Source organism: Paratissierella segnis, from assembly GCF_014385195.1.
Taxonomy (GTDB): Bacteria; Bacillota; Clostridia; order Tissierellales; family Tissierellaceae; genus Paratissierella; species Paratissierella segnis.
This window is the reverse complement of record NZ_JACRTG010000025.1, coordinates 78,944-92,412: the sequence shown is the minus strand read 5'-3', so window position 1 is coordinate 92,412 and position 13,469 is coordinate 78,944. Positions and strand designations below refer to the sequence as shown.

Sequence of the window (13,469 nt, the reverse complement as noted above, 5' to 3'; positions counted from 1 at the left end):
TGTATGATATACTAATTTAAATATATATAGGATGTGATTGTATGAAAAAATACGGAGTAAATGCTTTAAGATTTTCCGTTGCTTTAGTAGGTTTAATTATTCTACTTCTTTGTATATTTTGGTTGCCTCAGATGGCGAGGGTTTCAGCAGAACAAAATCCTGAATATGCATATTTACGGTATCCGTTACTATATGGATTGTATATTACGACAATTCCTTTTTACTTAGGAATATTTCATACTTTTAAACTACTAAACTTAATCAGCAAGAATACGGCATTTACTGTAGATGCATGCAAATCATTGGGGAGAATACAAATATATACTATTATTGAGATCGCATTATATTTTATTGGGATGGTCTTTCTTAATCTTAATAATGCTTTACATCCGGGAATATTTATACTGGGGTTGGTAATTATATTTGCATGTTTCATTATTTCAGTTTTTTCATCAGTATTAAAAGCACTTCTAACAAAAGTAGTCGAAATAAAAAACGAAAATGATTATACGATATAGGGTGATAAAATGGCTATTATAATTAATATTGATGTAATGTTAGCTAAAAGGAAGATGAGTGTAACTGAATTATCGGAAAAGGTAGGTATAACTATGGCCAATATTTCTATCCTTAAAAATGGTAGAGCTAAGGCAATAAGGCTTTCAACATTAGACGCAATATGCAAAGCCTTAGACTGTCAACCCGGAGATATATTAGAATATCAAGAGTAAAGTATAAGACAAGCTAGATTTAAATGAGATAATTTACTTAGGAGGTATTTTGACGAGTGGTTTTGGGAATATATATAAATATTAACTTTTTAGCACCAGATTTTAAATAATTGGTGCTTTGTTTTTTTGTAATAATCATTTTATTCTTGACAACCAATTAAGCTCTTGGTATACTTTATTCAATGAAATTCTTTTATACAGAAACATATTCCGTGTAGTGGAATAATTGACATCGTTTTCTGAGTATAAAGCTTTTTACATTTACTAAATACATTATTAAGGGAGGGAAAAGGTACATTAAAATAAAAATGTACCAAAAAAGATGAAAAAATTTAATAAAATTGGTGTATTGTTTATTGCAATGATGCTTGTTTTAACAGCATGTTCTAATGGTTCTAAATCACCAAACAATGATCAATCGGATGCAGAAGGGACATATAAAAATATAATGTTCGTAGTTACCGGAACACTAGGTGGGAGAACTAACAACGATGATGTACTTGCTGCTATAAATGACTATATTAAGACTGTTGATGGAAATGTAGATACATTTGAGTGCAATATGGATGCATCATTGTATGAGTCTACATTAATGCAAGTTGCTGAATCCGGAGAATATGACTTAATAGTCACCGGTTTTGGAACTATGATTGAGCCATTGGGTAATACCGCTAAAAAATATCCGGATCAAAAATTCTTAATCTTTGATACTCAAATGGATTATTCTGACGAAGCTAATTCCAACGTTATTTCTGTACAAGTATTGCAAAATGAGGGTGGTTTTCTAGCAGGAGCACTTGCTGCACAAATAACAACAAGCAATGCAGAACTTGCTAATGAAGATAAAGTGGTAGGATTTGTCGGAGCTATAGAATCCACATCTATTCTCGACTTTTTAATGGGTTATATTGAGGGAGTTAATTATGTAGATCCATCAATCGAAGTACTATATTCATTCGTTGGTAACCATACAGACTCCGCTTTAGCGAAAGAATTAGGATTATCACAATATCAACAAGGAGCAGATGTAGTATTCGCTGTTGGTCAAAATGGTTTAGGAGTTGCTGAAGCTGCATCCGATGCTAATAAGTATTTGATTGGAGTAGACTTTGATTATTCCGAACGTTTGGAAGCAACAAGCAAGGAAGATGCATCGCATGTATTGACTTCAGTAATCAAAGATTATCACGGAATGGTTTATCCTATTCTTGAAGCCATCAACAAAGGAGATGTTGAGTGGGGAACTCATACATTTATTTCACATGGTGAAGGCGGAGTTTATTTAGTAAGAAATGATTATACTAATGCTATAGTTCCAAGCGATGTATGGCCTGAATACGAAAAAATTGTTAAGGATATTGACAGTGGGAATATTAAAGTAAGTACTGCTTTTGGTGCTTCCACTGAAGAGATTGAAAAAGTAAAATCCGAAGCAAAATCACATTAACAAAAAATTTTGAAATAAACGTTGAGCCCTGAATTTATAGGGCTCAACCAATTATTAAGCAGATGATATAAAATATCTAAGATGTTTGAAAGGCAGAGGTCTGTTATGGAATTTAATAAAAAAGTCTATGATGATTTAAATATTGGTGAAGACATACTTAGTATGGAAAATATCACTAAAATATATGGTAATGGTTTTGTTGCAAATAAAAATGTCAATTTTACCATAAGAAAAGGCGAGATTCATGGATTGGTAGGTGAAAACGGAGCAGGTAAAACTACATTGATGAAGGTTTTATTTGGTCAGGAGATACCTGAAGAAGGGAGGATCCTTTTAGCTGGTAGGGAAGTAAATATTTCCAATCCTCTAATTGCATTAGAATATGGAATCGGAATGGTGCATCAACATTTTATGTTGATTGAATCATTGAGTGTTGCTGAAAATATGGTTTTAGGTAGTGAGCCCGTAAAGGGTATTGCTTTTGATTATGATGAGGCTGTTCATAGAACCAAGGAGGTTTCTAAAAAATTTGATTTGGATGTAAACCCTAAGGCTATAATTCGAGATTTGTCCGTAGGATATAAGCAACGCGTTGAAATCTTAAAGATGTTGTTGCATGGGGCACAAATATTACTGTTAGATGAACCAACCGCGGTTCTAACACCGCAGGAAACAAGAGAATTATTCATACAATTAAAACAGTTACGAGAAAAAGGTTATTCTATTGTCTTTATATCGCATAAATTAAATGAAGTTAAAGAAATATGCGATCGTATCACTGTACTACGCGGTGGAGAATCAGTAAGCACAACAGATACCGCAACAGTTTCTGAACAGGATATTTCGAAAATGATGGTTGGACGTGATGTATTCTTAAATATTGAAAAGAAAAAGTCAAATCCGGGTAAACCTGTATTGAGTGTTTCCAATTTAAGTTATAAAAACAAGTTCGGGCTATATGCTTTCAAGGATTTGAACTTTACTATACGTAGTGGAGAAATATTGGGTGTAGCGGGAGTTGAAGGGAATGGACAATCTGAGTTGGCAAATGTTTTAGCCGGACTTGAGCCGATTCAAGATGGAGATATAAAGGTTAACGGTCGCTCTATAAAAGGGATGAATATAAGACAAATTCGTGAAGAAGGAGTTGCTGTCATTCATGAAGATAGGATGACTTATGGTACATCTGCAACTCAAAGTATAGCGGAGAATGTCATATCTGATAGATACTATAAAGAAGAATATAAGAAAAATGGATTTATAAATTGGGAATATGTAGTTTCAAAATCAAAGGAGTTAATCCAAAACTATCTAATTAAGGCTGATGGATATGATGCTGAAATACGAACACTTTCCGGAGGGAATATTCAAAAAGTGGTTGCTGCTCGTGAATTTACATCAAAACTGAAGCTATTGATTGCCAGTCAACCTACAAGAGGAATTGACGTTGGAGCTCAAGAACTGATTAGAAAGAAAATGATTAAGTTACGAGATGAAGAAAATACTGCAACTTTATTGTTTTCTGCCGATTTGTCTGAATTATTAAATGGAAGTGACGGAATTATCGTTATGTATGGTGGCAAGATTACAGCCTATTTTCCGGATGCTTCTTTAGTCAATGAAGAGATCCTAGGGGAATATATGCTAGGACTAAAGAGCCAAAGTAGTGAAGAAATTGGAGGTGTTGTACATGAGTAAGAAAGAAAAAGTAAAGACAACAAAACAAATTGAAGGAATGTTCAGTATTATTCGAACACTGTTGGCCGTTACTATCGCATTGATATTTGCTTTTTTTCTCATCTCAACCGTAAGCGATAATCCGATTAAAGATTTTAGTACTTTGTTAATAGGACCATTAGCAAATACTGGTAGAATGATAACTGTTGTTTCAAAGATGATTCCACTATTATTCACAGGAGTGGCAGTATCATTGATATATTCCGCAGGGCAAATCAATATTGCTGCGGAAGGTGCATTTTTTGCTGGAGCTGTGGCATCTACTGTTGTTGCCATTATAGAAGGAATTCCGGCGCCGATTCATATTATACTGTCGCTATTGGCCGGAGCTGTCACTGGAGCTATAGTCATGGGGATACCTGCTATTATGAATGTAAGGTACAATGTTGTTACAATTGTTTCATCCTTGATGATGAACTATGTAGCGTTATATGGCGGACTTTATATAATATTAAATCCGCTTAGGGATCCATCGGCAGGATTTGAAGCATCATTTTCCTTTGCAAAGTCAGCTATTTTGCCTCGTATTCTTGGGAATGATAGATTGCATATAGGATTATTAATTGGATTGGCAGTTGTAATTTTTGGTTCGATTTTACTTTATAAAAGACCCTTTGGATACTCCATACGTACAGTGGGAGCGAATAAAAGATTTGCAATTTATTCTGGTATTCCGGTTGACAAAACGATTGTATTAACTTCTCTACTTTCAGGAGCAATTGCTGGTATGGGAGGTAGTGTAGAGACTCTGGGTAACTATAGTCGATTCGTATATTCGGGATTTACTAACCATGGTTGGGATGGAATTATGTTAGCTGTTTTATGTCGAAACAATCCAAAAACAATCCCATTTGCGGCATTCTTTTTAGCATATTTGAAAACTTCAGCCGATTCATTGAATTTAACTTCTAAGATTCCGCCGGAAATCATTAGTGTTATTCAAGCGATTATTATAATATTTATTGCTGCTGAAAAGCTACTTTCAAAATGGGAACATAAGAAAATTGTTGCCAACTCCCAAAAAGTCATGGCAGTTGAAAAAGGAGATTGATTCATATGTTAGATTATATATTTTCACTCGATTTTGTTTATGCTGTTATCCGCATGGGGACTCCCCTTCTATTTGTTGGTATGGCCGCTGTTATAGGAGCGAAGGCTGATATTTTGTGCATTGCTTATGAAGGGATGATGCTCTTTGCTGCCTTAGGTGGGGTTGTTGGCAGTGCTTACTCCCAAAGTCTATTTGTCGGAATGATTATTGGATTATTATGTGGTTTGGTAATAGCGATAATTTTTGCCTATTTTGTATTATACTTGGATACAAAGCCACTATTGACAGGATTAGCTTTAAATACTTTGGGAACCGGAGGTACTGTATATGTTGTTTATCTATTGACAGGAATGAAACTGGATACTTCTTCCCTTCATAGTCTAAGATTTCCGGCAGTTCATATTCCAATTATAAAGGACATTCCCATAATTGGAGGACTTATTTCTGGACACAATTTACTATCCTATATTGCATTTATTATGGTAATTGTCGTATGGTATTTGGTTTTTAGAACTCGATTGGGGCTGCGAATTAGAGCTGTAGGAGAGAATCCGGGCGCTGCTGCCTCTGTTGGGATCAATGTAAAACGTACAAAATTTTTAGCTATGATGATTAGCGGATTAATTGCATCCATGGGGGGTTTATTTATGTCTATGGCATATATGCCTTATTTTACAAATAATATGACTGCAGGACGTGGGTTTATAGGAATTGCTGCACAAAATCTAGGAAGAGGGAACCCTTTTTTTACAATGATATATACGTTAATCTTTGGTGCTGCAATGGCAATAGGTAATACTGCTCAGGCTTACCGTTTACCATCACAATTCGCATCCATGATGCCATATTTGATTACTTTAATAGGATTAGTAATAATTGGCTCTAGAAATAAAAAGACAAAAAATTAGTTAAATTTTTATATAGATAAGTTTATTAGAAAGGGGACTACATGGAAATATCAGCAGAAAATCCAAGATTTGAAGGGAAAGTACCACATTTAATGTGTAAAGAAGGAGATATTGCAGAAGTTGTATTGATTCCGGGAGATCCTGCACGAGTGAACATGTTTCAAGATTTATGTGACGACTTCAGGATTGTCGCTTCAAATAGAGAATATACTATTGGGACAGGAAAATACCAAGGGTATCCAGTTAGTATTTGTTCTACAGGAATTGGCGGACCATCAACCGAAATTGCAGTAATTGAGCTAATTGAATTAGGAGCCAAAGCATTAATCCGTATTGGTGGTACTGGTGTTTTAACTTCGGAAATCAAATGCGGAGATATGGTTATTACAACAGGCTCAATGAGATTGGGAGGTTCCAGTAGTTTCTACGCACCGGTTGAATATCCTGCCGTTGCATCCTTTGAAGTTATCCATTGTTTAATTGATGCTTGTAAAAACAGAGGATCAAATTATTGGAAAGGGATTAGTGCATCGGTTGGATCCTTTTTTGCGGGACAAGGCAGGACTGCTATAGGAAAAAAATTTTATAACTCAGATCTTATTGAAAAATATAGGAAATTGAATATAATTAATATGGAGATGGAATCAGAAACAATTTTAACATTGGGAAATTTATTCGGCATTTTTACCGGGAGTATTTGTGCGGTACATGCAAATCGTGAAACTGATGAATGGTTATATGATTTTTCGCCGGCTCAAAAACAAATGTGTATGATTGCCTTAGATGCAGTTGTACTTTTATATAATCGTTATTTATCTAATGAAGATTAAAAATGTAGGAGGGGTATTATGCAATTGGTGGAAAGAACTTTAGATGTATTGGTAATGCTAAGCAAAGAAAGTGATGGTTTATCGTTATCTGAATTGGCTGAGAGGTTAAAAATACCTAATAGCTCAACACACCGCATTCTTGCCGCTCTAAAGAAAAATCATTTCGTAATGCAGTCTAGTGAAACGAAAAAATATAGATTAGGTTATAAGGTACTTACCTTAAGTAGCAATATCATTAGAGAAGACAATTTGACCCTTGCAGCCAAACCTTTTATGAAAGAGCTTGCAGATAAAATGAACAAGACTATTACATTATGTGTAATGGAAGGGGAAGATGTCATTTGCATATATTACGTAGAAAGCAAAGATACATCTATGTTTTTAGTACGAACCGGATTTGCAATGCCTCCTCATGCTACTTCGGCGGGTAAGGCAATGCAAGCATATATGCCTCTCAATCAAGTTCAACAGATTTATTTAAACAATCATCAGGAGTTGACAAGCCATACAAAAATAAATTTGGAATCTTTTTTAAAGGAATTGGAGGAAGTTCGGGTAAATGGATATGCAGTTAGTGATGAAGAACTCCAATTGGGAGTTCAGGGAGTTGCTTGTCCAATCTTTGATTATAATGGCAAGGTAATTGGGTCAGTATCATATACTGCATTAAAATCTGACAATTCTTTGATTGATGAAAATATAAAAATGTTAAAAGAGTGTGCTCTAAATATATCAAAAAGCATTGGGGCAGTATAAGAAGAAAAGAAATCCAACCCCTTGATATTCACAAATTTTAACATATAATCTTGTTTTTAAAAGTTAAGAAATAAAAACTTTGATAATCCTTGTAAATAGGACATTCAGGGTTTTTATTTTTTTAAAAGCGTTAACGTGTTTTAATTATTTTATAAAATAAGAAAATAAAAAAGCCAGAAAATATACAGCATTATTCAGAGAAAATTTTTTAGAGGTTGTGTCACATATGTTTGACTTCTCTAGACATATAGACTAGTTGGTTCGATGAGGATAATCGTTGACAAAAAAAGGGAATATGGTAGAGTTTTTTCTATGTTATATTATTAACTAATAAGTATAGTATTTTATTTGGACACTCGACGAGTGGTTGTGCATTGCCACTTAGATAGAAAATTATTTAAATGAAAATTAAATCTGAATAATAGGAGGTTCATGTGATGAAGTACATTAAAAATGCTGATATTTTATTGAAGCATGGTGATGTGCCTGCCAAAGGAAAGATTTTAGAATTACTTGACAGGTTGTGGTATGAGATGGATTCTTATCGCATTATCAAGAATATGGTAAAAATAGAGGACGGGACCCTTCATATAGGCGAATGCAGCTGGGATTTATGTAAAAAGAAAAACATCTATCTTTTTGGAGCAGGCAAAGCATGTAACGCTATGGCTATGGCTATGGATGAGGTATTAGGGGAGCATCTTAGTAAAGGGATTATATCCGTGAAAATTGCCGAGCCGGAGGATAAATATAAGAATACAATAGCTTATGTTGGTGGGCATCCTTTGCCGAATAAAGAGGGTATGACTGCAGCACTAGAAATTATCAAAATGATTGATGATGCCTGTTCTGATGACCTATTTATATCTGTTATAAGCGGAGGTAGTTCGGCGTTATTGACATGTTCGGTCGATGGTATAACTCTTGAAGATGAGATATGTACCCAGGACACATTGCTTCGCTCCGGAGCGAAGATAGGTGAAATCAATGCAGTAAGGCGTCATATTTCACTTACTAATGGAGGGCGTCTTGCTGAGAGAATACTTGGAAAAGGTGCAGAGCTTATCAATATTATAGTTGATGACGGAATAGGGGAGCTGCCGCTTGTGAATAGAAATGTGCCTGTGCCATATTCAGCTACGCCTGTAGCAGAGGACTCTACAACATTGCAGGATGCACGAGATTGTATAGAGAATTATAATCTTAAAAATCGCATTCCAAAATCTGTCATAGAGTATTTATGGGATGATGATCCGAAAAAGGAAACGCCTAAAGCTTTCAATAGCGGTATAACTCATTTTGTGCTTAATTCGGTGCCGGATTCTTGCGAAGAAGCATTGAAGATAGCAAAGGATATGGGAATAAATGCTATGGTGTTTTCTACGTTTCTTGAAGGTGAAGCAAGGGAAGCAGGATATTTCTTTGGATCGCTTGCTAGAGAGATACAAGCCAATAAACGTCCGATTGTACCTCCCTGTTTCGTGTTTTGTTCCGGTGAAGCAACCACCACAGTTTTGGATGGCTGTACAGGTAAAGGTGGTCCGGGACATGAGTTGGCGCTTGGCTTTGCGTTGGAAGTGAAGGATATTGATAATGTTGCACTTGCCTCCGTGGATACCGAAGGTACTGATGGTACGACAGTTTTTGCTGGCGGTATTGTTGATACCCATACGATTAGGCAAATTGAAGATAAAGGGTATGATTATTATGAAATCATGAGAAACCATGACTCAGGTGGAGCTTTGGAAGCGATAGACAGCTCGATATTGACTGGAAATACAGGAACGAATGTATGTGATTTTAACGTTATGTATATTGGAAAATAATAAATGAGATGGGAGACTGTTAAAATGAATAGTAACAAAATAAAAAATGTCAAGGCACGACAAGTGTTAGATTCCGATGGACGCCCGGCGATAGAGGTGGATGTTATAACTCAAAACGGTGCTATTGGCAGGTCAAGTGCTGCTACAGGTAATTCTGTTGGTATAAACGAATCAGCAGTAATCAGGGATGGAAACCCGAAGTTGTATGGCGGAAAGAGTGTGTATAAAGCAATTGAAAATGTAAACAAAATAATAGCACCGGCTATTATAGGAATGGATGTTACTGATCAGCAGGCAATAGACGATAGAATGATTGAGCTTGATGGTACGAGATATAAAACCAAACTTGGGGGCAATACCATCAATGCGGTTTCATTCGCGGTTGCACGTGCGGGAGCTGCCAGTCTGAGGCTTCCATTCTACAGATATCTGGCTGGTGGTACGGAAATAAAGCATATGTTTACCCCAATCTATAATCTGATAAATGGCGGTCAATATTATGGAATTGTTCAAGCTTTTCAGGAATTTATATTAATACCGCGCAACATAAATAGCTATGAAGAGGCTGTCAGGGTAGGTGTGGAGATGTTTTACACGATTGGAGACATCATCAGCGAAGAAAAGAAGCAGCCAGCAGTAAAAGGTGAATACTGTGGTTATGGTGCACCGTCCGATGACCCGTTTGAGGTATTTGAAATATTTGAAGAGGCAGCCTCTCGATTGGGATACAAGGACAAGGTATGTTATGGTATTGACTGTGCAAGCAGTGAATTTTACAATACGAAAAGTAATACATATCGTTATAGGAATCGCGATATTGATTGTGACGAATTGATTTCGATTCTCAAAAAACTTACGCAAAGATTCCCTATTGGTTTTATAGAAGATGCTCTGCAGCAAGAAGATTTTGAAGGTCATCAAAAGGCGCATGAATGTATCCCGGCGGCGCTTATAGGTGATGATTTCATCTGCACAAATATAGAGCGCGCTCGTAAAGCTTATGAGATGCATGCCATAGATGGCATTATAGTGAAGCCAAACCAAGTGGGTACATTAACGGAAACGATGAACACTGTAAGATTCCTGCAAGAGAAAGAACAGATTTTGATCGCTTCTGGGCGCTCCGGCGGACCATTAGACGATCCTACCACTGATCTTGTAGTGGCAATTGGAGGTCATATGCTGAAGACCGGCGCCCCACGAAGCGGTGAACGTGTTGTTTCCATTAACGACGGCATACATATTTCTGAAGAGTTGGGGGATAATGGCAGGCCATTCAATGTCATGACACTTCCGGGATTTTCACGTCTGAATAATATTGAGGAGGAATTAAAATGAAAAGTAAAACCAAAGGTCTGCCGCATATTTATGCACTTGTTTTTATCTTCATGGTTATTATGGCACTTTTAACATGGGTGCTACCTAGCGGTCAATATACAAGAAAGGATGTAACCATAGGGTCTAGTACAAAATCGGTTCCCGTTGACGGTACATATGCTCAGATGGATAAAATCGGAGAAGATGGTAAGGATGTCCGACAGGGTCTTTTCGGACTATTTGTAGCACCTACAGAGGGTGTTCAGAAATCCGCCGATGTAGTAGCATTTGTTCTAATCGTTGGAGGTGCGTTTCAGATTATTAACAGTACCGGTGCTATTATGACGGGAATGAAGGCAATTGTGCGCAAACTTGGCAAATTCAACATCCTTGTCATCCCTATCTCGATGATTCTTTTTGGACTGGGAGGAACTACCTTCGGTATGGCGGAAGAACTTCTTCCATTTTATATGATTTTTATCCCTTTATTGTTCAGCATGGGATATGACTCCATGACAACATTTCTGGTTGTATTTCTAGGTTCCAGCGTGGGTGTCATGGCCAGTACAGTTAACCCATTCTCTGTTATAATTGCGCAGGGTATAGCAGGAATTGTCGGAAACCCACAACTTGGTTTCCGCTGTGTACAATTTATAATTTTGGAAGCATTGGCAATTTTATTTACAGTTCTTTATGCTAGAAGGGTCAAAAAAAACCCGGAAAGTTCGATTACTTTTGCGACCGATATGGAATGGAAAAAAGAACTTGTTGAACAAGATGCTGGCAAAACGGATGGAACGATGACAAACAGACAGAAACTTGTTATTGTGATTTTTACGGTATGTTTTATCATAATCATATATAATTTGGTTGTGAATGGCTGGTATATGGATGAAATGTGTGCCGTTTTTCTAATGATGGGAATTTTCAGTGGTATCGCAGGCGGACTTTCTATGAATGAGATGGCATGTGAGTTTGTAAACGGAATGAAGGATTTCGTATATGCTGGTCTTATTATAGGTATTTCAAGAGGAATTTTGTGTATCGCAGAAAATGGTATGATAATAGACACGATACTTTATTCACTGGTATCTGTGCTTAGAAGTGTACCTTTATGGTTCTATACCACGGCAATGTATCTGGTGGAAGTGGTCTTTTCCATCTTTGTTCCTACCACATCCGGTGTTGCTGCGCTGACAATGCCGGTTCTTGCACCACTTACAGAGTTTCTGGGCTTTAATCCTGAGGGCGCAGTTACCTGCTATCAGTATGCATGCAAGCTTACTCTGATGCTTAGCCCTGCTGCTCCGGTCACGGTAGCCGGTATCGCCATGTGTCGGCTGACTTTCCAACAGTGGTGGAAGACAATTTGGAAGTTTGTACTTTTAATGCTGGCCGTTACAATTGGTTTTGCTATCATTTCAAGCCGGTTGCCTATGTAGTGAATTGAAAAGGAGATGTGCATATGAAAGTTAAAGAAGCAAATATTTATGTGGTTGAGACAGGAAGTTTTAGACCGATCATTGCGGAGCTGATTACTGATGAGGGCATAGTCGGTATCGGTGAGGGATCTGTTGGGTTTGGCATCGGCTGTAAAGGAGCCGCCGCTATGGCAATAGACTTGGCGGAAAACTTTGTGGTTGGCCGTGATCCGTTTGCAATACAGGATATTTGGAATGATTTTTACTATAATACTTTTTGGGGCAAGGGGGGAGGTCCAATTTTCTATTCAGCTTGCAGTGCCCTTGAGGTTGCATTATGGGATATTAAAGGCAAAGCATTGGGAGTTCCTATATATGAAATGCTGGGTGGAAACCAGAGAAAAAATATACGCGTCTATGCAAATGATTGGTCTGATTCTTCTGAATTTGAATTTCCGGAGCAGTTTGCGGAAAGGGCGTTGGAAGTTGTTGCTGATGGTTACGATGCAATAAAATTGTATCCAATGAGTCCCTATGTTCCGGAAAATGATCATGACGCTAATTTTCACGTTAAAAACCGCTATATAGATAGTGCTTATGAAAAGCGGACGATAGAGGTTGTAAAAGCTGTACGCGAGGCGGTTGGCGATGATATTGATATGATGGTGGATGTTACTGCAGAGGGTACTACTGATATTATGACCAGAATAGGACAAGCTATCGAACCGTATCACCCATTTTGGTATGAGGAGCCTATAGACGCATTTGATATAGACGATTATAAGACTCTGAAAAATAAAGTTAATATCCCTATAGCGACCGGTGAACGGCTTTATACCAGATATGGTTTTCGTAGATTGATAGAGGAACGTGGCGTAGATATTGTTCAGCCAGATCCGGGCACATGTGGCGGCATACTGGAAGCATGGAAAATTGCGTCAATGGCTGAAACCGCCAATATGCGCTTTGCACCACATAACTGTGGCGGCCCTATATTGTGTGCCTCTGCCATACAGCTTGCATGCTGTACCTCTAATTTTGAAATTCTTGAAATTTTTCCGTATAGACCTGATATTCACTACAATATCGTTACTGATGCGTTTGAGCGTAAAGTAAAAAATGGACGCTTACAGGTCTCGACACTGCCCGGCTTGGGAGTAGAACTGAACCATGAGGTCGTAGATCAATTCAGGGTTGGACATGTCACCAAAAAATTACAGTATTGATTTGTGGGTTCCGACCGTCATAATGATAGAATGTATACCATAAACTATCTATGATTTTTATCTTGCATTTTGCGGTCAATTGTAAAACTAAATTAGACTTTGTAAAGTTAAATTAGACTTTTTGGAGAAGCTACAAAAACACACGATTTGAAATAGTTTAAATCACTAAAAATGAGCTTCAAAAAGATTGTTTTTATGATATAATAATAAAGAACAAGT

Annotated in this window: 12 protein-coding genes; all 12 read left to right on the top strand. The window is 37.1% G+C overall.

Annotation, left to right across the window (positions count from 1 at the left end; all coding sequences use genetic code 11):
• Window positions 1-41 precede the first annotated feature (41 nt).
• A complete protein-coding gene (locus H8707_RS10705) occupies window positions 42-518 on the top strand; it encodes a DUF2975 domain-containing protein (protein ID WP_262430135.1) in 477 nt (158 codons plus the stop codon).
• A 9-nt stretch (window positions 519-527) separates the two neighbouring features.
• Window positions 528-731 carry a helix-turn-helix domain-containing protein gene (locus H8707_RS10700; RefSeq protein WP_262430134.1) on the top strand — a complete coding sequence of 68 codons (204 nt, stop codon included), beginning with the start codon at window positions 528-530 and terminating at the stop codon, window positions 729-731.
• Between the two features lie 322 nt (window positions 732-1,053).
• Window positions 1,054-2,178, top strand: coding sequence for a BMP family ABC transporter substrate-binding protein (locus H8707_RS10695; protein ID WP_262430133.1), 1,125 nt, complete (start codon window positions 1,054-1,056; stop codon window positions 2,176-2,178).
• Between the two features lie 105 nt (window positions 2,179-2,283).
• Entirely contained in the window at window positions 2,284-3,876 is a 1,593-nt protein-coding gene (locus H8707_RS10690) for an ABC transporter ATP-binding protein (protein WP_262430132.1), read from the top strand.
• Window positions 3,869-4,966 carry an ABC transporter permease gene (locus tag H8707_RS10685; RefSeq protein ID WP_262430131.1) on the top strand — a complete coding sequence of 366 codons (1,098 nt, stop codon included), beginning with the start codon at window positions 3,869-3,871 and terminating at the stop codon, window positions 4,964-4,966. Before H8707_RS10690 ends, H8707_RS10685 begins: the two co-directional genes overlap by 8 nt.
• Window positions 4,967-4,971: 5 nt before the next feature.
• The gene (locus tag H8707_RS10680; protein WP_262430130.1) at window positions 4,972-5,874 is read left to right on the top strand and encodes an ABC transporter permease; all 903 of its coding nucleotides are present in this window, start codon (window positions 4,972-4,974) and stop codon (window positions 5,872-5,874) included.
• A 41-nt stretch (window positions 5,875-5,915) separates the two neighbouring features.
• Window positions 5,916-6,704, top strand: a complete 789-nt coding sequence (locus tag H8707_RS10675; RefSeq protein WP_262430129.1) for a nucleoside phosphorylase — start codon at window positions 5,916-5,918, stop codon at window positions 6,702-6,704.
• A gap of 18 nt (window positions 6,705-6,722) precedes the next feature.
• Complete coding sequence (locus H8707_RS10670) at window positions 6,723-7,460, top strand: IclR family transcriptional regulator (protein WP_262430128.1); 738 nt, start codon at window positions 6,723-6,725, stop codon at window positions 7,458-7,460.
• Between the two features lie 437 nt (window positions 7,461-7,897).
• Window positions 7,898-9,286, top strand: coding sequence for a glycerate kinase type-2 family protein (locus H8707_RS10665; RefSeq protein ID WP_262430127.1), 1,389 nt, complete (start codon window positions 7,898-7,900; stop codon window positions 9,284-9,286).
• A gap of 24 nt (window positions 9,287-9,310) precedes the next feature.
• The gene (gene eno, locus H8707_RS10660) at window positions 9,311-10,624 is read left to right on the top strand and encodes a phosphopyruvate hydratase (RefSeq protein ID WP_262430126.1); all 1,314 of its coding nucleotides are present in this window, start codon (window positions 9,311-9,313) and stop codon (window positions 10,622-10,624) included.
• Window positions 10,621-12,045, top strand: a complete 1,425-nt coding sequence (locus H8707_RS10655) for a YfcC family protein (protein WP_262430125.1) — start codon at window positions 10,621-10,623, stop codon at window positions 12,043-12,045. Before eno ends, H8707_RS10655 begins: the two co-directional genes overlap by 4 nt.
• 23 nt (window positions 12,046-12,068) lie before the next feature.
• Entirely contained in the window at window positions 12,069-13,250 is a 1,182-nt protein-coding gene (locus H8707_RS10650; RefSeq protein WP_262430124.1) for a mandelate racemase/muconate lactonizing enzyme family protein, read from the top strand.
• The last annotated feature ends 219 nt before the right edge of the window (window positions 13,251-13,469 follow it).

Coding starts and splice junctions, on each gene's coding strand:
- H8707_RS10705 (WP_262430135.1), top strand. CDS start 42: ATGAAAAAATACGGAGTAAATGCTTTAAGATTTTCCGTTGCTTTAGTA.
- H8707_RS10700 (WP_262430134.1), top strand. CDS start 528: ATGGCTATTATAATTAATATTGATGTAATGTTAGCTAAAAGGAAGATG.
- H8707_RS10695 (WP_262430133.1), top strand. CDS start 1,054: ATGAAAAAATTTAATAAAATTGGTGTATTGTTTATTGCAATGATGCTT.
- H8707_RS10690 (WP_262430132.1), top strand. CDS start 2,284: ATGGAATTTAATAAAAAAGTCTATGATGATTTAAATATTGGTGAAGAC.
- H8707_RS10685 (WP_262430131.1), top strand. CDS start 3,869: ATGAGTAAGAAAGAAAAAGTAAAGACAACAAAACAAATTGAAGGAATG.
- H8707_RS10680 (WP_262430130.1), top strand. CDS start 4,972: ATGTTAGATTATATATTTTCACTCGATTTTGTTTATGCTGTTATCCGC.
- H8707_RS10675 (WP_262430129.1), top strand. CDS start 5,916: ATGGAAATATCAGCAGAAAATCCAAGATTTGAAGGGAAAGTACCACAT.
- H8707_RS10670 (WP_262430128.1), top strand. CDS start 6,723: ATGCAATTGGTGGAAAGAACTTTAGATGTATTGGTAATGCTAAGCAAA.
- H8707_RS10665 (WP_262430127.1), top strand. CDS start 7,898: ATGAAGTACATTAAAAATGCTGATATTTTATTGAAGCATGGTGATGTG.
- eno (WP_262430126.1), top strand. CDS start 9,311: ATGAATAGTAACAAAATAAAAAATGTCAAGGCACGACAAGTGTTAGAT.
- H8707_RS10655 (WP_262430125.1), top strand. CDS start 10,621: ATGAAAAGTAAAACCAAAGGTCTGCCGCATATTTATGCACTTGTTTTT.
- H8707_RS10650 (WP_262430124.1), top strand. CDS start 12,069: ATGAAAGTTAAAGAAGCAAATATTTATGTGGTTGAGACAGGAAGTTTT.